This is a genomic window from Borreliella bissettiae DN127 (genome assembly GCF_000222305.1).
Taxonomy (GTDB): Bacteria; Spirochaetota; Spirochaetia; order Borreliales; family Borreliaceae; genus Borreliella; species Borreliella carolinensis.
Genome location: NC_015921.1, coordinates 852359 through 876814, shown reverse-complemented (window position 1 = coordinate 876814; position 24456 = coordinate 852359). Strand labels below are relative to the sequence as shown.

Genomic DNA, 24456 nt, shown 5'->3' with positions numbered 1-24456 from the left:
GCCTAATTGTACATAAATGATCATAAATTTTCCATAGCAATATAAGAAATTTTAGAAATCTTGTTTATAACTATTTGTGCTTTAATCATTTCCTTTAAATAAGAAACATGAGAAATTATACCAATTTGTCGTCCGGTCATCATTTGGAACTTAGAAAGCTTAGGCATAACTTGAGCTAAAGTATCTTCATCAAGATTGCCAAACCCTTCATCTAGAAAAAAGGCTTCTATTTTCAACTCACTATCCCTTATTTTATCAGATAAAGCTAAAGACAAAGCTAAAGACACAAGAAATTTCTCACCGCCAGACAAAGTTTTTACCGTCCTTATTTTATTAACATCTTTTTTGTCTTCAATTAAAAAATCAAACTCCTTGCTCTCTTTGTTGGTTTTAAGCTCAAAATCAGGAAAAATCCACCTTAAATACTTTTCATTTGCCAGCCTTAAAATATCATTAATTAAAAAAGTTTGAACATAATATTTCAATCCAGAAGATCTAATAACTACCTTCCTTAAAACATCTAGCTTATCTTTCCTTTCTTTAGCAAGATTTAATTCACCTCTTAGTAAGTCTAAATTAATTTTTTGCTGATTAATCTTTTTTTGAAGAGCTTGAAAATTTAAAAGCTTGATTTTATACTTTTCGATATCTCTGGATAAAAATTCAAGCTTAGAGCTAATTGATAAACTCAATTCTTGCAAGAAATACAAACTATTCTTACTAATTTGCTCCAAAGCAGTTTCTGATTCAAAAGAAAATGAACTAAAAAACACACTTTTTAAATTTGAAATTATATTAATAAAACTATTTTGCTCTTCATTTAATCTCGCTTTTAAAGTCAATATAGATTCCTTTATAAATTTAATTTGTGTTTCGGTTTTAATTTTTAAATCTTCTAAATTTTTAAGATTTAAAACAAGCATATTCCATTCATTTTCTATACTTTTCTGTTTAGCCAAAACAACATTAAATTCCCTTTCCAAAGAAAAATAATCATTAAAGCTTAAATTTAAATTAAGTTTCAATAATAAATCCTTAATCTTTAAAAGATTTTGATCAAAATTTTTATTTTTCAAAGAAATCTCAATTTTTAAATCTTTTTCCCTAACCTTAAATTGTTCAAGTTTTTCTAATTTACTTTCAAATGTTAAAATTTTTTCTCTATCAAAATAACTTATGTATTTGTCAAATAAATTTTTTCCAATCAATCTTAAAATCTCAGCATTATTATTTTTAAACTCTAAAGCATTAACCTCTTGTTTAGAGATTTCTTCTTGTCTGCAAGATATCTGATATTTAAGCTCATCAAGTTGATTTTGTATCAAATGAAGTTTTGAATTTAAAGCATAAAGCTCTTTCAAGCTGCAAACCGATAATTTATCTTTATGCTGATAATTTTTATATTCAACCTCAATATATTTTAGTTTTTCTTTATCGCTCTCAATAGAAAAATTTTTATCATCAAGATATTTTAACAACTCTTTATATAAGTCAATCTTAATAATATTTTTTTCCTTTTTTTTATTAAAACCTTCTTTCTCAATAGTTTTTAATAAAAATTCTAACCTATCTCTATATTTTGAAATCAACTCATCATTAAAAGTTTGAAACAATTTCAATGCTTCATAGTAAACATATTTATCAAAATCAAAATTAGATTTCTCAGAAGAAATGCTTTTAATCTCATCATTTTTTTTACTCTGAGCCCTTAATAATTCTTTTTTTTCATCCTCAAGACTACTTTTCCTTAAAAGCAAGCTTTGATAATCATTCTCAACAAGTTTTAAATTAAAAAGATTGCAATTTTTGTTATAAAGTTCCTTAACATAACTAAAATTAAAATTATTACTATCCAAATCTTTAATTTCTTTTAAATTACTCATTACTTTTGAAAGTTCTAAATCAAGCAATCTGCTATCATTAAACAAGTCACCTTGCATAGCAACTAGATTTTTCAAATTCCAAAAATCTGAACATAAATAAATTTTCCGATCTAAATCCAAATTTTCTTTTAATTTCTTTTGAACAGAATAATCCCTTTCTAAAGAGTTTAGATGTTCAATCAGAGAAAATAATTGATCCTCTAGAGAAGACATTTCACTTTCCAAGCCCAAATATCTCTCATTAGCCGCTATTGCCTGATTACACAAAAAAATAGCTCTCCTAACATTTTCAAGATCAATTTCTAATCGATCAATATTAACTAAATCCAAATAATCCTTAAGGGATTTATATTCACTCTCATCATAATCAAGAATTGATTTTTCATAAGATTCAGAATTCAATAATTTATCTATATTAAACTTTGTACGCTCGAAGTCACTTTTTAAATAAAATTCCAAATTATCATATTTTTTCAAATTAAAAATATTATCAATTATTGCGGTTTTCTCTTTGGGAGTTGACGTTAAAAATTCTTGAAAATTGCCTTGCGGTAAAATTACAGTTTGACAAAATTGGTTAAAGTCTAATCGACAAAGACTTTTAATATGCTCTAAAACATCAGCTCTACCCTCAATAATACTGTTATCAAAAAAACAACTAAGCAACATGCTCTTAGGGGTTTCTATATTTTTTACATTAAGCTCAACAAAAGATTCATAAATCTTGCCAGAAATAGTAAAAGTTAATTTAACGTAAGCGCTAGTTTCGCCCTTTGATATAATATCTACAATTTTTTTTCCAAGTCTGTAAACACGAGCATATAGCGCCAAAGTTATGCAATCTAAAATAGTGCTTTTGCCTGCTCCAGTATTGCCAGAAATTAAAAAAATACCCGATTGTCTTAAAAGAAGTGTATCAAAATTTAACTCGTGCTCACCTTTATAAGAAGCAATATTTTTAAATATGAGTTTATTTATCCTCATATTCACCCAAATATCCGTTAGTTAAAACTTCATTAAAAAGAGAAATAAGCTCTTCTTCCTTAAACTTGATATCCCTAATAACGCCATTTTCAAAATCTCGTCTCAACTTTTTCTCAAAAAAATACTTTTCATCCATTTCAAGCACTTCAAGTTCTCCAATAAAGTTGGAGTCGTCTTGCAAATCCTGGCTTAAGGGTAAAGAATAGGAAATAGAAACTAAATTCATAAAACTAAGCCTTGCTAAATCATAAATGGTCTCCTCAGCGCTAGTATCAACTGCCTCATTAAGTTCAATTTTCAAATAAATAGTAAAAGACTCTTCTTTTTTGAAATTAGCCAAAAAGTCAAGAACTTCATTTAAAGACCCTTTAACAAAGATTAATTTATTAAAAATCGGCACCAAAAATGCTTTTTGCGAGATTAATTTATTGTTATCAAAATGTAAAACATTTATGTATTTATCGCAAGATTCATTAAATGAATATTGCATGGGAGATCCTGAATATATAATATTATCTCTTAGTTTCATGAATTTATGAATATGCCCCAGAGCAACATAAGAAAAACTATTTCCAAAAACATTATAAGGAACAATATAACTGCCTCCCAAAGTATCAATCTTTTTACTGCTGCCAAAAAAAGAATGCGCCATTAATATTTTAGGAATTCCTTTATACTTGTTTTCTAAAAATTTAGATAAATTTGATATCTCTTCTCTGTAAGCATTTTCTAAATTTTCAAGAAATAGCTTACTGGAGGGCTGATCTTCTAATTCAAAAATATCATCAAAATTTTGCCCTAAAATAAGCCTTTCATTTATATGTGGAAGACAAACAACAATAAACTTAAGATTTTCATTATCTTTTAATAAAACTATTTGCTCATCAGAACCATATTCTGTTATTAAAAAAAAATTAAACCGTGAAAGGAGTTTTTTATTTATACTTAAATAATCCTTTTTGTCATGATTTCCAGAAATAACCACACACCATTTACAAGAAGTAAAAGAAAGCTCATAAAAAAAATCATTCACCAATCTTTGCTCTTCAAATCCAGGCCTTTTGGAATCATAAACATCCCCAGCAATAAGTAAAAGATCAATCTTTTCTTTTTTAATAAATTCTAAAAGAAAAGATAAAAAATTTTTCTGCTCCTTAAGTATTGAAAAATTTTCAATTTTTTTTCCAATATGCCAATCCGAAGTATGCAGAATTTTATAATTGTTCACAAAATACTCTCACTTTTTTTAATTCTTAAATTATATTTATATATTATAATACAATATATAAACATAAGGAATTTATGGAAAATAAAAAATTGATAATAGTTGAATCGCCAACAAAAGCCAAGACAATAAAAAAGTTTCTCGATGAATCATTCCTAGTAGAAGCATGCATTGGGCACATAGTAGACCTGCCAAACAATGCAAAAGAAATCCCCAAAGAATATAAAAAATACGAATGGGCAAATATTTCTATAGATTATAACAATGGATTTAATCCAATTTACATTATTCCTAGCAATAAAAGACCAATTGTATCAAAACTAAAAAAATTAGTAAAAACAATAAATGAAATATATCTTGCAACCGACCAAGACAGAGAAGGAGAAACTATAGCATTTCACTTAAAAGAAGTATTAAAAATCAAAAATTATAAACGGATGATATTTCATGAAATCACAGAAACTGCAATAACCGAATCACTAAAAAATACTAGAAATATAGACATGAACCTTGTTAATGCTGGGGAAGCTAGAAGAATATTAGACCGACTATACGGGTATACAATCTCTCCTCTACTTTGGAAAAAAGTAGCCTACGGACTTTCTGCTGGGCGAGTACAATCTGTTGGATTAAAATTATTAATAGAAAAAGAAAAAACTAGAATAAATTTCAAAAAAGCCAATTATTATTCAATTTTGCTTCAATGTAAACACGAGAAAAAAGACTTGTTGCTTGAAACAAAATTAGAAGAAATTGAAGGCAAAAATATAGCAGAGGGTAAAGACTTTATAAATGAAACTGGAAAACTTAAAAATATCACCAAAACAATAATAATAACCCAAGATTTAATGGTAGAGCTTGAAAAAGAATTAAAAAATGGACAAAAAATTGAATTAATTTCAATTGAAACTAAAAAAATAAAAATACCTCCTCCAAAGCCATTTACTACCTCTACACTTCAACAAGAAATAAATAAGCACCTTAAAATTGGAACAAAACAAATCATGCAACACGCTCAAAAACTTTACGAACACGGATACATTACCTATATGAGAACAGACTCTCATAATATTGCTAAAATTGCAAAAGATAAAATAACAAAAATAATAAAAAATAAATATGGAAAAGACTATGTAGAGGAAAAAGACAGAATTTATGAAAAAGAAAAAATGGCTCAAAATGCACATGAGGCAATAAGGCCTTCTGAAATGTTTATTCCAAATGAAACCATAGAAATAGAAAGCAAAACTGCTAAAGAAATTTACAAAATAATATGGGATAGAACCATTATTTCTGGAATGAAAGATGCAATAAAAGAAAATATAAAATTAACTTTTAAGTATAAAAATTTAATTTTCAGATCAAGCTTTACAAAAATAATTTTTGATGGATTTCTTAAACACACTAAAGAAAAAGATGAATGCCTTAACATAAATTTTGACTTAATTAAAAAGGGAGATACATTTTCAATAGTTAAAATGAAACCAAACGAACACGAAACAAAGGCTCCATTTAGATACACAGAAGCGTCTCTTGTGCAAAAAATGGAAAAAGAAGGAATAGGTCGCCCCTCGACCTATTCTACAATTATATCAACACTTTTAGAAAGGGAATATGCCTTCAAACTTAACAACACATTAATGCCAACTATAAAAGGAGCCGCTGTAATAAATCTTCTTGAGAAATATTTTCCAGTACTAATTGAGCTAAATTTCACCTCTAATATGGAAGAAAAATTAGATAAAATAGCAGTAGGAAAACTGGATAAAATAAAATATTTAAGTAAATTTTATAATGGCAAAAAAGGACTAAAAGATACAGTAATGCAACTAGAGCCTAAAATTGATTCCTCTGAATTTAGAACCGTTATTGAAAGTCAAGACATAGAAAATAAAAATGATAACAGCATTAATTACACAATAAACATTGGCAAATATGGACCTTATTTGATATTCAAAGGGCATAATTACTCAATTAACACAAAAACTCCATTAGAAAATTTGTACAAAAAAGATGAAATAGAAAAAATAATAAATGAAAAAGAGTTAAAACCTAATATACTCGGGATTGATCCTTTAACAGGGCTTAATGTAATCTTTAAAAATACAATTTATGGAAACATTGTCCAACTTGGAGAAGACACCTATGCCCCTCAAGAATATACAAAAAAAGGAAAACCTAAAAAATTAAAAATAATAAAAGCAAAAAAAGCATCAACTAAAAAAATTGACCCTGAAAACATAACATTAGAACTTGCTTTAAAATTGCTCTCACTGCCAAAACCAATCGGCAAACATCCTCAAACTAATGAACAAATCATTGCTGCAACCGGTGTTTTTGGGGATTATATTAAAACTGAAAGCGGAAGTATTGCTTGCTCACTAAAAAAAGATTTAAAAGCATATGACATAACACTAGACAAAGCCATCAGCCTACTCAACGAAAGAGCCAATAAAGTGGGCATAATCGTTAAAATAATCACATTTTCTAAAAACAAAATCGGCAATAAAATATATATTTACAAAAAAAACGACACATTTTATGCTAAAATTAAAAGAAAGAAGATTGATTTACCTGATAACATTAATCTTGACGAAGTAAATGAAAAATATGTATTCAGCTTGTTATAAATATGAATGATTTAAAACTCCCAATTTATAAATACAAAGATGAATTAATTAAAGTACTAAAAAAACATAATGTTTTAATTGTAGAAAGTCCAACAGGTAGTGGAAAAACCACCCAACTGCCAAGAATAATCTATGAAGCAGGTTTTGCAAAATTAGGAAAAATTGGAGTAACTCAACCAAGAAGAATAGCCACAGTATCAATAGCTGAATATATTGCCAGGCATATTGGCGTAAATGTTGGAGAAGAAGTTGGCTATAAGATAAGATTTGAAGAAATCACAAGCCCAAAAACCAAAATCAAATTAATGACTGATGGGGTGCTTCTGCAAGAGCTAAAAAAAGATACACTACTTTATGAATATGACGTAATCATAATAGACGAAGCACACGAAAGAAGTTTAAACATTGATTTTATATTGGGTCTTATTAAAGACATTTCAAGAAAAAGGGATGATTTTAAAATCATAGTTTCATCTGCTACGATAAACACAAAAATATTTTCAAAATATTTCAATAATGCACCGGTTGTTAGTATTGAAACTATCACTTATCCAGTGCAAATAATATACAATCCTCCTCTTTTAAACACATCAAAAGGGATGATATTAAAAATAAAAGAAATTGTCTTAAATGTAATAAAAGAAAAAAAAGCAGGAGATATTCTTATATTTTTATCTGGAGAGAAAGAAATAAAAGAAACTATCAAAGAATTACAAGAATTAAACTCAAGAAAAAAATTAATAATATTTCCTTTATACGGCAGAATGCCTAAAGAAGCTCAAGAGCAAATATTTATGCCTACTCCTAAAAATAAAAGAAAAATAATAGTCTCAACAAACATAGCAGAAACTTCAATCACAGTTGAAAATATTAAAATAGTAATAGATAGTGGAAAAGTTAAGACAAACAAATTCCAAACAAAAACTCATACCTATTCGCTCCAAGAAGTTCCAATTTCAAAATCATCAGCAACCCAAAGAGCTGGTCGAGCAGGAAGACTTTCAAAAGGAACTTGCTACAGACTTTATAAAAGAGAAGATTATCAATTAAGAGAAGATTATCAAAAAGAAGAAATATATAGAACAGATCTATCTGAAGTAGTGCTGCGAATGGCAGATATTGGAATTAGAGATTTTACCCACTTTGACTTTATCTCAAAACCATCAACGTATTCGATTCAAACTGCAAGCAAAATATTAAAATCTCTGGATGCTATAAACAATAAAAACGAACTTACAGAAATTGGGAAATATATGATACTATTCCCATTAATACCTGCACATTCAAGAGCATTAGTCGAAGCAATGATAAATTATCCACAAGCGATCTATCAAACCACAATAGGTCTATCATTTTTATCCACAAGTGGAATTTTCCTGCTACCCCAAAATGAAGAGATGGAAGCCAGACAAGCTCACTTAAAATATAAAAATCCAATGGGAGATTTAATTGGGTTTGTTAATATCTTTGAAGATTTTAAAAAAGCTCTAAATAAAGAAGCTTTCACAAAGGAAAATTATCTAGATCTACAAGGACTTGAAGAGATAGCAAACGTACAAATGCAACTTGAAAACATTATTAGCAAATTAAATATACCAATAATACAAAAAGGTGTTTTTGACAACGAAGGCTATTTAAAATCAATAATGAAAGGAATGCGGGATTATATTTGTTTTAAAACTTCAAAAAAGAAATATAAAACCATCAGAGCTCAAAACGTAATAATTCATCCGGGATCACTTATTAGCACCGATTCTGTGAAATATTTCGTTGCAGGGGAAATTATAGAAACTACAAAAATGTATGCAAGATCCATTGGCGTCTTAAAAAAAGAATGGGTTGATGATATTATAAATGAAGAGTTTAAAAATAAAGACATATCTGACAAAAAGAAACAAATAACAAATACCGAGCAGACAAAAATTCTCAATGAAATCAAAATAGGGAAAAAAATTTTCAAAGCGGAATACAAAAATAACATTTACGTAATAAAAATTAACCTAGAATCGCTAAAAGAAATGATTTTTAAAAACGAACCAAACAATCAAAATAATGAATATTTGAAAAAAATTAAAATACAATTGATGCATAAAAATATAACGGTTTTTAACAACAAAAAATTTTTAGAAACTATAGAAATAGTTAAAAACATGGGAAAAGATTGGCATTATATAAAAAAATATGAAACAAACAGTGTAAACATTAATGAACTTGAAAAAATGAAAAATCTTTTAGAATGTACAATGCAATTTACAAGCTCTCCCCCTAAAAAAAATGCACTTTTTTTATCATTGGAAACAGATTATTCTGGAAATTTTAGACTAAAACCCAAACAAAATTTCATAATGGCAATAGAAGAATCTATGGAAAGCATCAAAAGCCTTATAGAAAACAAAGAATACATACAAAAGCTACATTTTATAAAGAAATTAATAAATAAAGTTTACAAAAAATTAAATTACTTTTTTTAAAAACTAAACTTTGAAAGCCTTTTTATAATAGAAAAGATAATAAATCAAACATTCTTCAAAGTTAGATTCAATGCTTACACAATTTCAAATTATTTTCATTATTCTTAAAACAAAGTTTATAATAAATTATGAACTGGCTATCATTTTTTTTTGTTTTATTATTTTTAGTAATTTCTCCTTTTGAATTAAAGAGTAATAATAAAGAAAATATAGAAAATTTAATAAAGCTACATATGCTTTATGATTTAACTAATAACCTATCAAAAGAATTAGAAACAATAAATAAAATTAAAAATTTTGACTTAGAACAATATTATCTGCTAATTACAAAATACTATCTAAAAATAAAAAAATATAAAGAGGCTAATAATTTTTTAAAAAAAATAAACCAAAAAAAGATCAAAAATCAAAAAATAAAAAACGAAATCATTTCGCTAAAATTAAGAATAAATGAAGATAATATTAATGAAGAAGAAATTAAAAAAATATTAAATAACGAAAAAAATATAGATGTCAAAATAATTTATCAAATATTTAGCCTTATAAAATTCAAAAACGAAAAATTAGCAACTAAAATTAAAAACCTCATACTAACAAACTATCCCAAAAGCATTTATTCTTATAAAATAAAAAGAAATGAATAAAAAAATATTAACACTACTGGTATTGATTTTAAGCATTTTCTCGGGGCTAATGCTGTCCAAATCAAGCAATAAACAAGCCAAATACAAAATTATTAGAGATTATTTCATAAACAGTAATTATGTTTTAGTGAAAATTGAAAATAAAGATCTAAAATTCACCATATCAAAACCTATTTACGACAAAAAGATAAACAATTACTACTTTAAAGGCCAAACAACAAGCCATTTCTTAATTTTCAACAATGTTGACATTGCAATCAACACAAGTCCATATGAAGTTAAAAAAAACATGTTTTTCCCAAAAGGACTATATATATATAATAAAAAAATGATTTCAAAACAAATAAACAACTACGGAGAGATTGTAATAAAACACAATAAAATCATATTAAATCCCAAAGAAGATGAAATAGAAAACTGCGATTATGGATTTAGTGGATTTTTTGTTTTAATTAAAAACGGAAAGTATAAAAAAAATTTCAAAGAAACAAAGCACCCAAGAACAATAATAGGAACTGATAAAAATAATAAGTATTTATTTCTTGCTACAATAGAAGGAAGGGGTGTCAATAATAGCAAAGGGGCCTCTCTTAATGAAGCCATTGATTTTGCATTAAGCTATGGCATGACTAACGCCATTAATCTAGATGGGGGAGGCTCAAGCACTCTTGTTGTAAAATCAAATAACGCTCCTTACAAATTAAATTTCACTGCAAACATCTTTGGACAGGAAAGATCTGTCCCATTTCATTTAGGAATAAAACTTCCTAATTGAAAAATCTCCAACCGATATTAAATCCAAGCATAATTTCAGTTGTTAACCCAGAAAAATTTTTATTATTAGAAAATGGAGATATAGAAAGCATAAACAAAGGCCTAATGTATAAACCCTCAAGATCGGGAATAAAAAGATCAGCAGCAAGCCCCATGCTTAAAAAAAAGAGATTAAAATTATTAGGGCTCAAATCAAAAGCGTATTTAAATCCAATCAATGGGAAAAGCATTCTAACCTGCTCTTTGAAAACCATCGGATATGTTCCATAAAGCCCAAGTGAGAAATATCTACCATTGTGAGTATCAACAAAAGCCTCTTTGTAAGACATTTCAAAAAGTGCATAATTTGCATCAAAAAATAAATTCAAATTAATCCCATGATCTGCTCTAGTAAAATTTGGAGCAAATTTAGTGGCGCCTGTTTTATCAGTATAATTAGTAAATTGATAAGAAACCCCTCCACCAAAAGAAAGTGGATAAGAAAAAATTAAATTATTAGAAGAGATGAGAAATAAAATAAAAAAAAGATATTTCTTCATTAACAATCCTTAAAAATTCTAAAAAATACTATATTATTATAGTAACACACTAAAATAGTATATAAAAAATCAAGGAAATTATGAATACAAAAATATTATATTTAATATCCTTAATTCTATTAGCCTGTAATAACAATAACAAAATTCCTCTCATTCAAAAATTAAATTTGCCCAAAAGTAGCATTCTGGGCTTTAGCAATAAAATGGGCATAATAATAAAAGATTATGCTTTTCTTAGCAAAAGCACTAAGAAAAATAGCGAATTAGATTATGATTACGCGGTTCTACTCAGGAAAGATGAAGTCGTAAAAATTGAAAAAACACTAGAAAAAACAGAACGCTATGGAATTGAAGGAAATTGGATCCTAGTCAATTACAAGGGAACTAAAAGATACATCTTTAGCAAAGACATAAATATAGTCAACAATATAATAATTGAACATTCTAAATAGTTCCACTACATAACCGGACAAAAGTCCGATCTATGTAATAAATTATTTATTTTTTTTTCTTATGTCTATTCTTTCTTCTTTTCTTCTTCCTTTTATGGGTAGAAATTTTTTTTAATTTTCTTTTTCTTCCGCAAGGCACTCCCTAAATCTCCTTATCAACTTTAAAAATTAAATTCAAAATGTTATCTAAATCATCCTCTGGATGAAGCCATAAAACATCAGAAATTTTGGCAAAAAAGGTCATTTGCCTTTTTGCATATAAAAACGAATTTTTGTTTATTAAACTTATTATATCATTTAAATCATACCAAGGTCTACTTTTCCATAACAAAAACTCATTATAGCCTATCCCTTTAAAAGCTGGAGTATTTTCATTGTAACCCTTACTAAATAAACCCTTAATCTCGGAAAGCAATCCAATATTGAGCATTTCATTAATTCTTGTTGATATTCTAGTCTTTAAATCTTCAAAAGATCTATTAAGGCCTATAATCACAATATTTTTAAACTCGCTATTTTGTTTTTTTTGAAATTGGCTAATAGGAATTCCCGTTTGATAGTAAACCTCAAGCGATCTTTTAATGCGATAAATATCATTCTTATTTAACATATTAAATCTAATGGGATCTACATTTTTCAACTCTTTTAAAAGATAAGATTTGCCCTTAAGAGTTAAAAGATTGTTTACATAAATTCTTACTTCAGAAGTAACCAAAGGTGTTAAAGGAAATCCGTCCTTTAAATGCTTAAAATAAAAAGCGGTACCTCCTACAAATATGGGAATTTTTTTTTTCTGTCTTATTTCTTTTACTATTTTTAAAGCCTGTTCGTAAAAAATTCCAATAGTATACTCCTTTTGGGGATCTAAAAAATCTACTAAATGGTGCTTTATATGTTTCATTAAATTTTTACTTGGCTTTGAAGAGGCTATATTAAACTCTTTATACACCTGAATAGAGTCAACATTAATAATTTCTGCTCTATTTTTTGGAAAATGAAATAAAATATTGCTTTTGCCCACAGCTGTAGGGCCAAAAATAAAAACTATTCTATCTTCCTTCAATTGAATAGCTAAATTTACCAGTCAAAACGTCATTAAAAGCTTGCCCTAATATTTTATCATCAAAAGTAGCATGTTCTGCTAAAGAAATATTGTCTATGATTTGCTCTGTGCGCATTATAGTTGCAACAACAAGTTCATAAAAATTTCCATCAAAATCTTGTATTTTTTTTAAAGGCACTTTAGTCATTTAATCTCCTTATAAAATAAACATATCAAATAAGTTTAGCTAATTTTTTTCAAATTTCTTTTATCAATTTCATCTCTAATTAATTCAAAAGCTTCATTTGGATTAATATTTGTAACATCAATCACCAAATCGGTCTCTGAAGAATAATCATCAATATCTATATTGTAAATAGCTAAATATCTTTTTTTATCATTTTCATCTCTACTAAAAGTAGTGCTTAAAACATCAGAATACATGCCCCCCTCTCTAGTCATTATTCTTTCAGCTCTAACTTCCATTTTAGCATAAAGATATATTTTTAAATCAGCACTCTTAGAAATCCAAATAGCAAGACGAGAAGCAAGCACCGTATTATTTTTTTTAGAAAGCACAGACAATCTATTATCAAGATATCTATCCCAATAATAATCATCTCTTCCTATTATCTCTTTTTCATAAAACTCTGAAAAAGGGATATTATGCTCTCTTGCAATATCATGAAAAGTATAATTAATAAACTCAAGACCGTAATGTTTGGCAATCATACCACTTACAGTAGTATTACCACAACCACTCTTACCAGAAAGTGCTATTTTCATTCAACATTCCTTATTTGCTCTTTTATTTTTTCTAAATTTAACTTCATATTCAAAATCAAATTTTTAATATCAAGATCAACTGCCTTATTACTCATAGTTGTTATTTCTCTGTGCATTTCTTGAGAAATAAATTCAAGAACTTTGCCGCATATCTCATATTCAAGATTTTTATAAAAAGCTTCTATGTGAGAATCTAAACGAATAATCTCTTCATTAATGTCCAAACGAATTGCCATTTTAGCGGCCTCTTCTGCAATACTCAAATCTCTAAATTCATCCATTAATTTAGAAATATTTTCTTTAATGCTTGCAAATAATCTGACATTTATGTCGCTGCAAGCATCTTTAACAATTTTAAGGTCTCGCTCTATTAGTGCAAGAGTTGACACGATATCCGATTTAGTATTTTCTCCTTCAAAACTTCTTCCATTATTATAATGGGATAAGGTTTCCTCTAGAACACCTTTAAACAACCCATAAATCTCCTCTTGATGCTCACTATCCTCATCAATTATCAAAGCGCCCTTTAATGATAAAAAATCACCTAAACTTAGTTCGTTTTTAATATTAAGATTGGTATGCGCCAAAGAATCTCTAAGTCTAGAAATAGCCTCAATATAATTAGGATTAACTGTAAAATTCACACGAGGAACCAATTCTTTATATCCTACATTTAAAAAAACATTGCCCCTGCTAATATATTTTGAAATCAAATTTCTTATATCAAGATCATAGCCAGAAAAAATTTCTGGTAACCTAAATTTAAATTCTAAAAACTTTCCGTTATAAGATTTCAAATTAACACTAAACATATAGTTACCAATTATTTTTTCCAAATAAAAAAATCCTGTCATACTTTTCACTATAATACCCTTACAGAAAATCATGTAAAATAAAATTATTTCCAGCACCCATTGTAATAAACAAGTCTTCCGATATTAATAAACTTTTTATAAAGTCAACAGAGTCTTTAACATCTTTAAAAAAATAAGTATTTTTATTTATTTTTTTAATATTTAAAAACAATTTAACAGAAAGTTCATCTGGATTAAAATTCTCCCTATTTGAAAGATATATATTATGCAAAATTAATATATCAGCAGCGCTTAGAACTTCAACAAAATCGGCAAAAAATTCTTTTGTTCTTGTAAATGTATGGGGCATAAAATCCAAAATTATACGTTTGTTCTTATAAAAATTTTTAATACCAAAAAGTGTATTTTTAATTTCCCTGGGATGGTGAGCATAATCGTCCATGTAAATCACTCCATTTTTCTCTTTAACAACTTCAACCCTTCTTTTTATACCACCATAATTTCTTGCAATTCTTTTTACTGCTTCTTCAAAATCAAAAATTGACTTTCCATTACTTTCTAAAAAAAGATTTAAAGCCAAAAGAGCTGCTGAAAAATTTAATACATTATGAAATAAAACAGTCTTAAGCTCAACGTTTAACAAACCCAAAAAAGAAAAACAAAAATATTCACTCTTAACTGCAATATTACTTATTTGAAAATCAGACAAATCTTTAGATCCAAAGCTAAAAATATTTATATCTTTTCTGTTAATTTGCCTTTTGATTTTAAGCAAATTATTATCATCTGAATTAATTATTAATATCCCATTTTTCTTCAAATTATTAATATACTGTAAAAAAGCGTCTTCAAGAGCCTCATAATTTTTAAAAAAATCAACATGCTCATAGTCAATATTGGTTAAAATAAGCATATTGGGGCTAAAATTCAAAAAATGTTTTTTATACTCACAAGTCTCAACAATAAAAATATTACTAATACCTGCTATTGAAGAATTATCTTTAAAATCTTTAACACTTGACCCCACAATAACATTGGGATTTAATCCTAATTTGTTAAAAAGAACACCTAAAAACGCCGTAGTGGTCGTTTTACCATGAGAACCTGCAATTCCAATGCTATAGTACTTTCTAGAAAGCTCGCCAAGTGCCTCAGGATAAGATAAAATAGGCATATTTAATTCTTTTGCCTCAAGTAAAACTTGCAAACTATCCTTATCGTAGGCTGAAGAATATACTATTAAATCAAAAGACCTATCAAGCTCTTTTAATGAAAATTCATAAATATTCTCATAATAAGATATTTTATTATTCTTTAAAATTTCATCAGTATAAAACTTATCAAAGACATCTACCCCTTCTACACAATACCCTTTCGAATTTAAAAAACAAGCCAGAGAACAAACCCCAGCACCCTTAATCCCTACAAAAAAAATATTATTCAAATTATCAAAATCAACCTTCATAACTCTCTTCTAAATAATCTTTTTTGTCATAAAATTTATGTATAACTATATCAATAGATAATATATTAATTATTGTATACTTAAGTACGTTCGTAATAATATAAGTTCTAAGCATTTCTGTATTATTAAGCAAGTTATTTCCAAGAGGAATATTTAAAAAAAGCTTAAAAAGGTAATTGTTGCCATCTTTTTTGATTTTAAGATCATAAACAATATAATTTCTATCATACTCAGAAACACAATGTTCAATAATTTGCCTTACAGCTCTCTTAGAAATAGACAAAACCCCTTCTTCATAAAAATGGGGCTTTACAACAGATCGAATATAATTTTTCTTCCTAGCAAAGAACCATCCACTTTTAAAAAAAACTTTAATTGAATTTAATAGCAAATTGGGTCTAATAGACGTTATTTCAAAAGCAGCTGCCGGTACAACATGCTCCCCCATTTGCCTTGAAATTCTTGCTTTTTCTATTTCCTGTCTGGTTGAAACATCTGTTATGTAAATAATCTTAAAAACATTTGGCAACAAAAGTCTTGAAATTATTTTATCTATCATTTTAAGACTTGTTCCTAATATTAATATTTTATTAAATTCTTCTCTTGCAAGTACTTCAAGCATTTCTCTGCAATGATCATCATCTTCAAATACAGATCGCCTTACTGCTCTAAAAACATTATCTTCAAACTTAGCAGAACTTCCAGCAATAATTTTCATGTTTTTAATTAACACCCCATCATCAATGATTAAAGGTATTGAATATTTATCTGCTACCAAATGCGATCTAAAGCTCTTGCCAGTTCCAGCAGATCCTACTAATGCATACACCTTAACTCTAACAAATTTATGCTTAATGCTAGTTGCGAAGTTTTTAACCTTGCTTAATATTTTTTTTAAAAAAAAATCACTTGAAAAATTCTGAAAATTCATAGACATCAAAAATATCTTTTACTTGTTTTAAAAATTCTAAACTAGGCTTAGAGTAAAATTCATTCTTTTTAAAGAATGTTCCATTAAATTTTACCAAAAAAGCATGTAAAAAGTAATCGCTTTTTTTGAATTTATCATAGTATTTCTTGTCATTAATTAAAGGATGATTGTTAAAGGAACACTGAGACCTTATTTGATGAGTAAAGCCTGTTTCAATAACAATCTCAGCAAGAGTAGCTCTTTTAGAAGATAATATTGGACTAACCTTTGTAATTGCATTAATATCCCCTTTACCCTCTAAAACAAAAGTTTTTTTCAACCTTTTATTTCTAAACAAATGATTTTTATAAACAACAGTTGACTTAACCTCGCCTAAAAGTATTGCAAAATATTTTTTAATTATAGATCCGCTACTAAATGCCACACTTAGCTTTCTTGCGGTATTTATATTTTTTGCAAAAATAACAATACCAGAAGTATTCCTGTCAAGCCTATGAACTGCAGAAGGCTTAAAGCTTAGAGATCTTAAATTTTGACTTAAAAGATAAGCATTCACTAAAAAATCAAGAGAATTTTTACCTCCATGAACTAAAATGCCTCTTTGCTTATCCAAAACAAGTAAATCGCTGTCTTCATAAATTATTCTTTTTCGAATACATTCAAAATCAATATTGCTTTTAAAGCATTCATCCACAATTAAGTTCAAACTTTGGGCTAAAGATTTATATAAATAAATTTTATCACCCTTGCAAACTCTACATGAAAAATGTGATTTTAGGCCATTCAACCTAATATCACCCTTTCTAATATATTTTATTATCCGTGCTTTAGAAAAATTCAAAATTTTAATCAAAATTGAATCTAGTCGCTTGCCATTATCATTAGCAAGTACTTCTAACAAAATATACTTATCCAAATGCAAAAATATCCCTAACAAGCCCTACTATTTTTTTTATAAAAAAAATTAACTATTAAAAATGTAAATATAGAAACAAAAAATGATGGAAAAACGGGGTGAAAAAACCAAATATTTAAACCAAAGAGTAAAATGCACAAATAAAATATTAAACCTAAAAACATAGAAGCAAAAGCCGCCATTTTGCTTACAAAATTTAAATAAAGTCCAAAAACAATAATGGGAAAAAATGAAACTTCCAAAGCCCCAAAAGCAAAAATATTAACAAAGAATAAAAAATTGGGCGGAAAGAGAGAAAATATAAGTATTGTTACAATAAAAAAAATATTAGAAATCATTATTACCTTGCTAACCTTTGAATCTTCTTTTAAATCTTTTTTATAAATAAATATTGACTTTATTAAAACAGATGTCATTAAGAGCAAATTTGAATCTACCGTAGACATTATTGCAGATAAAAGACCCATAAAAAACAAAAAACAATAAAAAGGACTTAAAACCTTTAAAGCTACATTTAAAACAACTTTATCATTTGGATTTAAATCCGGAAAAAAAATAACAGCAAAAAACCCTATTAAATGCATCAAAACAATTAAAAAGCTAATAATAAAAGTAGAAATAGGGAGAGAAAATTTTATAGCATTCTCATCTTTAAATGCTATAAAATTATTAATAATCTGAGGCTGCCCTAATATTCCTATTCCTATTAAGATCCAAAAAGAAATTATATATTGCGGTTTTAGGTCAACATTTGAAGGAAGCAAAAGGCTTTTATCTAAGCTGGATGTTGCTGTTTTGAATAAATTATTAATACCCCCTCCCAAATCCAACATCCTAGAAAACAAAATAACAGATGAAACTAGCATTAAAAATGCTTGAATCAAATCCGTATAAGCTACTGCCTTAAAACCACCAAAAAATACATAAATAAAAACTAATAGGGAAAAAAACAAAAGACCAACCACGTAATCAATCCCCCAAAAAACTTCTATAAGCTTAGCACCACCTATTAATTGGGCAGAAATCAAAAACATTGAAAAAAAAATCAATACACATCCACTAATTAACGCTAAAAAATCACTTTCATATCTATGCCTAATATAATCAATAATATTAATTGCATTAATTTTTTTTGATTCACGATTTAATCTCTGACCAACAATAACAAAAACAATTAAAGTTGTGGGAATTTGTATGGTAGCTAATAATATAAAAGATAACCCATACTGATAAACAGCAGAAGGACCAGAAATAAAACTACTAGCACTAATATAGCTAGAAGCAAATAACAAAGCCATAACAATAAAATTAATATTTCGATTTGCAAGAAAATATTTATTTAATAACAAAAACCTACCTCTATTTCTTTTTTTTTAATCTAAAAATAAAAAAAATTATCGACAATGTATCAAGTTTTACTAATTGCTAAAATAAAAAAACAAACCAAAAAAAAATTTATTATGGGGAATAAAATTCCTGATCCAAAAAACCACAAAGGAATATTAAATATAGTAGCTGATGTGTCAATAAAATAGGCAAAACAAAACCACAATAAAAACATACAAACATACAATAATACAGCGTACAAAATCCTATTTTTCATTTAAAACAACCTTTAAAAACATATATTATATAATATATATTATATGAATAAAAATAAACATATATTAATTGGTATATGCGGGGGCATAGCCTCTTACAAGTCAGTATACATAGTTTCTAGTTTAGTTAAATTAGGATACAAAGTTAAAGTTATAATGACACAAAATGCAACTAAATTTATTACCCCATTAACTTTAGAAACCATTTCTAAGAATAAAATTATTACTAATTTATGGGATTTAGATCACAATGAGGTTGAGCATATAAAAATTGCAAAATGGGCACATCTAATTCTTATTATTCCTGCTACTTACAACACAATATCTAAAATTGCATCAGGAATTGCTGATGATGCATTAACTACAATAATATCTGCAAGCACAGCTCCTACTTATTTTGCAATAGCAATGAATAGCACAATGTATTCAAACCCTATTTTAAAAGAAAATATAAAAAAGCTTAAAGCCTATCATTATAAATTCATTGAGCCTGATAAAGGATTTCTAGCTTGCTCATCAAATGCTTTAGGGCGGCTTAAAAATGAAGACAAAATTATAAAAACAATATTGAATGAATTTAATCAAAAAGATTACCTAAAAAACAAAAAAATACTTATAACAGCATCCAGAACCGAAGAATTAATAGATCCAATTCGCTATTTTTCAAATACATCAACGGGAAAAATGGGGTTTTGCTTAGCACAAGAGGCTGTTAAACTAGGGGCTCAAGTTACAATTATTACAGGCCCAACCAATGAAACTGAGCCTGAAGGGGTCAATATTATAAAAATAAAATCTGCAATGGAAATGTACAAAGAAGTTCTCAAGATATATAATAAATTTGAAATAATAATTGGGGCTGCAGCCGTTGCCGATTTTAAACCCAAACACATTTTAAGCAGTAAAATTAAAAAAAATAAAACCAATAGATTATATATAAAATTAATAAAAAATCCTGACATAATTAAACACGTGGGACACAATAAGCTTAAAAACCAAATTGTTATTGGATTTTGCGCTGAAAATTCTAAAAATTTAATTCAAAAAGCTAAAGAAAAATTAAAAAATAAAAATTTGGACTTTATCATTGCAAATGAACTTAAATATTTTGGTTCAAACTTAAACAAAGTTTATATAATAAATAAACAAAGCACAAAAGAACTGCCAGAAATGGAAAAATCAGAAATGGCTAAAGAAATTTTAAAAATTTTGTACTAATACTAATATGCTAGCGGATTATTAATAATCTTTTAAAAGCACTTTAATATATTGAGAGTTTGTTTCACTTTTAATTTTTTTAAGTTTATCAGAAAGTGATGAAGATTTATTATAAACAGCCCCTTTTAATGCAAAATGCTTTAAATCAACATTTTTACTGTCAATGATTTTAGAATAAAAATTATCAAAATTGCCCTTTTTACCAGCCAGCATTGAAGCAATGCCTTTTAAAACATTTGAAGGTTTATTAACATTTTCTTTGTTAACAATTTCTAAAGCAATTGACAATGCTTTTAGAGAATCCTTATCTAAAAGGTAACTAAACATTGAAATTTTAAAATTATTCTCAATCTTAAAATCAAACATAATGTTTTTCATCTCAATATCCCCAAGATCCATATCAATTAAAGCCTTAGCAGAAGCCTCCCTAACTTTAAGAGATGGGTCGCTTTTAAGCTTATAAATCAAAATATCCTTTGCTGAAGAGTCTTTATGTCCTTTAATTGCATTAATAGCTTTAAATCTAATATTATCATCAGAATCTCTTAAAAATCCTTGTAAAATCTCTTTGGACTTTAAAGAAGGATCTTTAGACAAAGAAACAATAATAGCCAATTTAACGTTTAAATTATTGTTATTACTCTGAAGATACAAATCAGCATTTGTAGTTACTTTATCCACAGCAAGATATGACAACGCCTCGATTGCAGCAGCCTTAATTGATGGGGTCTCGTAATTATCTAACGAAATTTCATAAATTCTATCCTGATACTCAACAGCGACCATTTTTCCAAGAGCAATAAGTATTTCTCTTCTAGCGCCATCATTTCCAGAATATTTTTCAAAAACTTCCATCATATTTTTAGAATACTCAAGAGAATTAAGCTCTCCTAAATAATAAGCTGCAATAGATACCACATTGCCCTCTTTATTTTCAAGAATGTCAATAAGAGTTTTTTTTAATTTCTCTTTATCATCAAACTCCTTAAGATACGAAATTGCCAAACCAAATAAAGCATTTGAATATCTCTTACTCTCATAATTTTCAAGAATATAATTTGCTGTATCAATGCCCCCTGAATACTTAAGAGAAATAAACAATTCAAGTATTTCCTTTTTAATATCAGCATTAAAAGTTTTCTCGAGTCTCTTCTTAAGAGATAAATTATATTGACTATCACTTGATTTTTTAAGAGCTTTTATAATGTTTGTAACTTGACTATCAAGCCCATAAAGAATTGTATCATTAACATACTTACCATCTAAACCAATATTAGAAAAATTCTCGCCCTTAGAAGAATTTTCTCTCTCAACAAGCTTGTTTTCTGTAATTTCGGGCAACAAAGGGGGACTAGGGAGAGCTGGGGGGTTAACATTTTGAGCATACACATTCAAAATAAGTAAAAAAAAGAAAAAAGCAAAGTATTTCATAAAGTATCCCTCCTGATAAACCTAAAAAGCTTATTTATTCCTAAAACATAATAACAAATAAACAAAATAAATATACTAACAATTCCAGCTGTAATTAAAAAATAAAGATTTTTAAAACTAAACCCCACATCCCACTGAAACTTTTCAAAAAAGAAATAAACTAAATATAAAGGGAAAAGCGTAATAATTGACTTTAAAAGAACAAATAAAATCTCAATTAAATCAATTTTGACTCCTCTTTTTAAAATTATAAAATAAAAAACAATTACACAAATCATAAAAGAAATAGATTGGGCTAATGCTAAAGCATTCAAACCATAATAACTAATACCAAAAACAGAAAGTGCAATATCAAGAATAGAAAATAAAACACTCAAATAAAATGGCGTCTTTGCATCACGAACAGAAAAATAATATTTTTGAAAAAAACCAAATATTGAATAAAAAAGCAAGCCTAAAAGAAAACATTTCAAAACACCCGCCGTTTTTTGAGTATCATAAATAGAAAACTTGCCCCCCATAAGAAATAAATTTAAAATATGGTCAGACCAAATAAACATTAAAAAAGAGACTGGAATAAAAATTAATAATAAAATTTTAATTCCATCCACCAACAGAGCATTTAATTTTATATTATTCCCCGAAACAGCATACTCTGCCATTTTGGGGAAAATTACTGTTGCAATAGAAATATAAAAAATTCCCACAGGAAGCTGATAGTAAACTACAGCATTGCTAAGAATAGAAACACTTCCTATATCAAGAGTAGACGCCAATGCAAATGAAATCTGCTGAGTAACAATTGAAATGGAAAATCCAAAAATCATACGAAACCATCTGGTTAAAAAATTTAAAAATACTTTTTCTCTAAAATAAAATGATGGCTTCCAGGCAAAACCAATCATAAGGCAATTTGCAAACGGAATCAAAAATTGTAAAAACCCCCCAAAAATTACGCCAATAACAGCACTATATATCCCAAACCGACTATAAAATAAGAATATACTCAATATTATTCCCAAAGAAAGCATAATAGGCGAAAATGAAGGGATGAAAAAAATTTTATATGAATTTAGAACAGATACGAAAATTGATGATAGGCTTATAAGCAAGATATATAATACCAAATACCTAAATACAGAACTTGCAAAAATTAAGTTCTCACCCCTATAATAAGATATAAAATACATAATATGCTTTGCAAAAATAATCATAACTAAAACAATCAGTCCAATGGAAATAACGTTAAAGGTTATAACTGTTCTAAAAAAAATAGCGGCTTTTTTGTGTGATTTGTTTTTTTCATGTGTAAATTCAGGCAAAAAAGCCGAAGTCATTGCACCCTCTGAAAGTATTTTGCGCAAATTATTAGGAATATTGAAAACATAGTTAAAAATATCAGCATCAAGATTTGCACCAAAATAATAAGAAAAAATCTTTATCTTTACAAAGCCCATTATTCTTGAAAAAAAAGTGGAAATCATGATCAAAATTGTAGAAATCACATATTTATTCATCAAAATTCCCCTCTTCATACTTTTTTAAGTATTCAGTTCTAAAGTTTAAAAAATTATCATTTAGAATTGCGGTTCTGATCTTTGCAATCAACCGAAACATATAGTGAATATTATGCTCACTTGCCAAAACTATTCCAAAAAGTTCTTTAGATTTTATTAAATGTCTTAAATATCCTCTTGAATACCTTGTACATAAAGTACAACCACAATCCTTCTCTACCCGGGAAGTATCATCCTTATACTCCTTTCTACCAATTCGCATCACCCCATTATCTGTTAAAAGAGACCCATGCCTAGCAATTCTTGCGGGATTAACACAATCAAAAATATCAATGCCGTAATATATTGCATCAAGTATATAGTGGGGAGTGCCAATACCCATTACATACCTTGGTTTTTCTTTTGGTATCAACAAAGAACTATATTCAAGAATTTCTAAATATTTCTCTCTTGGCTCTCCAACAGAAATGCCTCCGATGGCAATACCTGGACTGTCTAATTCTAATACATCATTGATGCTTCTTTTCCTTAAATCTTTAAAAAAATTTCCCTGAGTTATTAAAAATAAAAGCCCGTTATATCCCTCTTTTCTATTTTTATAAGACTTGAATGTGCTGCGGGCCCAATTGGTTGTAATATTTGTATATAAATTGGCTTCATTATAATCAATCCCGTAAGAACTGCAAATGTCAAGCGGCATAATAATATCACTGCCAAAAATCTCTTGCATAGCAAATACTCCCTCAGGAGTAAAATAATGGTAAGATCCATCTAAATGAGATTTGAAATGTACACCCTTTAGATCAATTTTTCTCAAACCAGAAAGAGAAAATACCTGAAATCCACCTGAATCGGTTAAAAAATTTTTATTCCAAGTTGTAAAATTATGAAGACTGCCATATTTTTCAATGATTTTAATACCTGGCCTTAAATATAAATGATAAGTATTTGCAAGCATCAAATTGCATTCTAACTTCTCAAGAATAGCATGTTTTAATCCTTTCATTGCCCCCAAAGTACCAACCGGCATGAAACAAGGAGTATCTACTCTGCCATGAGGAAGATTGAGAAATCCAACCCTTGCATTAGAATGTTTGTCGTTCTTGATTACACTAAACATATAAATATCCCA

21 protein-coding genes are annotated in these 24456 nt (G+C 27.6%); 6 read left to right on the top strand and 15 right to left on the bottom strand.

Annotation, left to right across the window (positions count from 1 at the left end; all coding sequences use genetic code 11):
• Positions 1-20 precede the first annotated feature (20 nt).
• Positions 21-2867, bottom strand: a complete 2847-nt coding sequence (locus tag BBIDN127_RS04150; RefSeq protein ID WP_014024036.1) for an AAA family ATPase — start codon at positions 2865-2867, stop codon at positions 21-23.
• Positions 2854-4095: an exonuclease SbcCD subunit D gene (locus BBIDN127_RS04145; RefSeq protein ID WP_014024035.1), complete on the bottom strand. Its 1242-nt coding sequence runs from the start codon at positions 4093-4095 to the stop codon at positions 2854-2856. The genes BBIDN127_RS04150 and BBIDN127_RS04145 overlap by 14 nt, the downstream gene beginning before the upstream one ends.
• A 74-nt stretch (positions 4096-4169) precedes the next feature.
• Here BBIDN127_RS04145 and topA point away from each other — a divergent pair, with 74 nt between their 5' ends.
• The 4 genes from topA to BBIDN127_RS04125 all read left to right on the top strand — a co-directional run bounded on the left by topA (position 4170) and on the right by BBIDN127_RS04125 (position 10612).
• Positions 4170-6722, top strand: a complete 2553-nt coding sequence (gene topA / locus BBIDN127_RS04140; RefSeq protein ID WP_014024034.1) for a type I DNA topoisomerase — start codon at positions 4170-4172, stop codon at positions 6720-6722.
• Positions 6723-6724: 2 nt separating this feature from the next.
• Positions 6725-9193 carry an ATP-dependent RNA helicase gene (locus BBIDN127_RS04135; RefSeq protein WP_014024033.1) on the top strand — a complete coding sequence of 823 codons (2469 nt, stop codon included), beginning with the start codon at positions 6725-6727 and terminating at the stop codon, positions 9191-9193.
• Between the two features lie 128 nt (positions 9194-9321).
• Complete coding sequence (locus BBIDN127_RS04130) at positions 9322-9837, top strand: hypothetical protein (RefSeq protein WP_014024032.1); 516 nt, start codon at positions 9322-9324, stop codon at positions 9835-9837.
• 127 nt (positions 9838-9964) lie between these two features.
• On the top strand, positions 9965-10612 hold the full coding sequence (locus BBIDN127_RS04125) for a phosphodiester glycosidase family protein (protein WP_094248975.1): 648 nt from the start codon (positions 9965-9967) through the stop codon (positions 10610-10612).
• On the opposite strand, the gene BBIDN127_RS04120 is transcribed toward BBIDN127_RS04125, so the two are convergent.
• A complete protein-coding gene (locus tag BBIDN127_RS04120) occupies positions 10605-11150 on the bottom strand; it encodes a hypothetical protein (RefSeq protein ID WP_014024030.1) in 546 nt (181 codons plus the stop codon). The genes BBIDN127_RS04125 and BBIDN127_RS04120 overlap by 8 nt on opposite strands.
• Positions 11151-11230: 80 nt before the next feature.
• Between BBIDN127_RS04120 and BBIDN127_RS04115 the strand changes: the two genes are divergently transcribed.
• A complete protein-coding gene (locus BBIDN127_RS04115; protein ID WP_014024029.1) occupies positions 11231-11602 on the top strand; it encodes a hypothetical protein in 372 nt (123 codons plus the stop codon).
• A gap of 142 nt (positions 11603-11744) precedes the next feature.
• Here BBIDN127_RS04115 and miaA read toward each other — a convergent pair whose 3' ends face one another.
• The 9 genes from miaA to BBIDN127_RS07230 are packed head-to-tail and all read right to left on the bottom strand — an operon-like array spanning position 11745 to position 19118.
• A complete protein-coding gene (miaA, locus tag BBIDN127_RS04110; RefSeq protein WP_014024028.1) occupies positions 11745-12665 on the bottom strand; it encodes a tRNA (adenosine(37)-N6)-dimethylallyltransferase MiaA in 921 nt (306 codons plus the stop codon).
• Positions 12652-12852 carry a DNA-directed RNA polymerase subunit omega gene (locus BBIDN127_RS04105; protein WP_014024027.1) on the bottom strand — a complete coding sequence of 67 codons (201 nt, stop codon included), beginning with the start codon at positions 12850-12852 and terminating at the stop codon, positions 12652-12654. Before BBIDN127_RS04105 ends, miaA begins: the two co-directional genes overlap by 14 nt.
• A 35-nt stretch (positions 12853-12887) precedes the next feature.
• A complete protein-coding gene (gene cmk / locus BBIDN127_RS04100; protein WP_014024026.1) occupies positions 12888-13430 on the bottom strand; it encodes a (d)CMP kinase in 543 nt (180 codons plus the stop codon).
• The gene (locus tag BBIDN127_RS04095) at positions 13427-14293 is read right to left on the bottom strand and encodes a YicC/YloC family endoribonuclease (protein ID WP_014024025.1); all 867 of its coding nucleotides are present in this window, start codon (positions 14291-14293) and stop codon (positions 13427-13429) included. Before BBIDN127_RS04095 ends, cmk begins: the two co-directional genes overlap by 4 nt.
• Before the next feature lie 10 nt (positions 14294-14303).
• Positions 14304-15710, bottom strand: a complete 1407-nt coding sequence (gene murC / locus BBIDN127_RS04090) for a UDP-N-acetylmuramate--L-alanine ligase (RefSeq protein WP_014024024.1) — start codon at positions 15708-15710, stop codon at positions 14304-14306.
• Positions 15700-16647 carry a hypothetical protein gene (locus BBIDN127_RS04085; RefSeq protein WP_014024023.1) on the bottom strand — a complete coding sequence of 316 codons (948 nt, stop codon included), beginning with the start codon at positions 16645-16647 and terminating at the stop codon, positions 15700-15702. Before BBIDN127_RS04085 ends, murC begins: the two co-directional genes overlap by 11 nt.
• Entirely contained in the window at positions 16616-17563 is a 948-nt protein-coding gene (locus tag BBIDN127_RS04080; protein ID WP_044054989.1) for a pseudouridine synthase family protein, read from the bottom strand. Before BBIDN127_RS04080 ends, BBIDN127_RS04085 begins: the two co-directional genes overlap by 32 nt.
• Before the next feature lie 8 nt (positions 17564-17571).
• Positions 17572-18906, bottom strand: a complete 1335-nt coding sequence (gene panF, locus BBIDN127_RS04075; protein WP_014024021.1) for a sodium/pantothenate symporter — start codon at positions 18904-18906, stop codon at positions 17572-17574.
• Between the two features lie 59 nt (positions 18907-18965).
• Complete coding sequence (locus BBIDN127_RS07230) at positions 18966-19118, bottom strand: hypothetical protein (protein WP_233421651.1); 153 nt, start codon at positions 19116-19118, stop codon at positions 18966-18968.
• A gap of 85 nt (positions 19119-19203) precedes the next feature.
• Between BBIDN127_RS07230 and coaBC the strand changes: the two genes are divergently transcribed.
• Entirely contained in the window at positions 19204-20376 is a 1173-nt protein-coding gene (gene coaBC / locus BBIDN127_RS04070) for a bifunctional phosphopantothenoylcysteine decarboxylase/phosphopantothenate--cysteine ligase CoaBC (protein ID WP_044054988.1), read from the top strand.
• 21 nt (positions 20377-20397) lie between these two features.
• Here the strand turns inward: coaBC and BBIDN127_RS04065 are convergent, their stop codons facing one another.
• The 3 genes from BBIDN127_RS04065 to tgt are packed head-to-tail and all read right to left on the bottom strand — an operon-like array spanning position 20398 to position 24444.
• A complete protein-coding gene (locus BBIDN127_RS04065) occupies positions 20398-21807 on the bottom strand; it encodes a HEAT repeat domain-containing protein (RefSeq protein WP_014024018.1) in 1410 nt (469 codons plus the stop codon).
• Positions 21804-23324 (bottom strand): murein biosynthesis integral membrane protein MurJ, encoded by a 1521-nt coding sequence (gene murJ / locus BBIDN127_RS04060; protein ID WP_014024017.1) that lies wholly within the window; start codon positions 23322-23324, stop codon positions 21804-21806. Before murJ ends, BBIDN127_RS04065 begins: the two co-directional genes overlap by 4 nt.
• Complete coding sequence (gene tgt / locus BBIDN127_RS04055) at positions 23317-24444, bottom strand: tRNA guanosine(34) transglycosylase Tgt (protein WP_014024016.1); 1128 nt, start codon at positions 24442-24444, stop codon at positions 23317-23319. Before tgt ends, murJ begins: the two co-directional genes overlap by 8 nt.
• Between the last annotated feature and the right edge of the window lie 12 nt (positions 24445-24456).

Excerpts from the sequence above, each read along its gene's own strand:
- topA (WP_014024034.1), top strand. The coding sequence starts at position 4,170 with ATGGAAAATAAAAAATTGATAATAGTTGAATCGCCAACAAAAGCCAAG.
- BBIDN127_RS04105 (WP_014024027.1), bottom strand. The coding sequence starts at position 12,852 with ATGACTAAAGTGCCTTTAAAAAAAATACAAGATTTTGATGGAAATTTT.
- BBIDN127_RS04150 (WP_014024036.1), bottom strand. The coding sequence starts at position 2,867 with ATGAGGATAAATAAACTCATATTTAAAAATATTGCTTCTTATAAAGGT.
- BBIDN127_RS04135 (WP_014024033.1), top strand. The coding sequence starts at position 6,725 with ATGAATGATTTAAAACTCCCAATTTATAAATACAAAGATGAATTAATT.
- BBIDN127_RS04085 (WP_014024023.1), bottom strand. The coding sequence starts at position 16,647 with ATGTCTATGAATTTTCAGAATTTTTCAAGTGATTTTTTTTTAAAAAAA.
- coaBC (WP_044054988.1), top strand. The coding sequence starts at position 19,204 with ATGAATAAAAATAAACATATATTAATTGGTATATGCGGGGGCATAGCC.
- BBIDN127_RS04130 (WP_014024032.1), top strand. The coding sequence starts at position 9,322 with ATGAACTGGCTATCATTTTTTTTTGTTTTATTATTTTTAGTAATTTCT.
- murC (WP_014024024.1), bottom strand. The coding sequence starts at position 15,710 with ATGAAGGTTGATTTTGATAATTTGAATAATATTTTTTTTGTAGGGATT.
- BBIDN127_RS04115 (WP_014024029.1), top strand. The coding sequence starts at position 11,231 with ATGAATACAAAAATATTATATTTAATATCCTTAATTCTATTAGCCTGT.
- BBIDN127_RS07230 (WP_233421651.1), bottom strand. The coding sequence starts at position 19,118 with ATGTTTTTATTGTGGTTTTGTTTTGCCTATTTTATTGACACATCAGCT.
- tgt (WP_014024016.1), bottom strand. The coding sequence starts at position 24,444 with ATGTTTAGTGTAATCAAGAACGACAAACATTCTAATGCAAGGGTTGGA.
- murJ (WP_014024017.1), bottom strand. The coding sequence starts at position 23,324 with ATGAATAAATATGTGATTTCTACAATTTTGATCATGATTTCCACTTTT.
- BBIDN127_RS04065 (WP_014024018.1), bottom strand. The coding sequence starts at position 21,807 with ATGAAATACTTTGCTTTTTTCTTTTTTTTACTTATTTTGAATGTGTAT.
- cmk (WP_014024026.1), bottom strand. The coding sequence starts at position 13,430 with ATGAAAATAGCACTTTCTGGTAAGAGTGGTTGTGGTAATACTACTGTA.
- BBIDN127_RS04120 (WP_014024030.1), bottom strand. The coding sequence starts at position 11,150 with ATGAAGAAATATCTTTTTTTTATTTTATTTCTCATCTCTTCTAATAAT.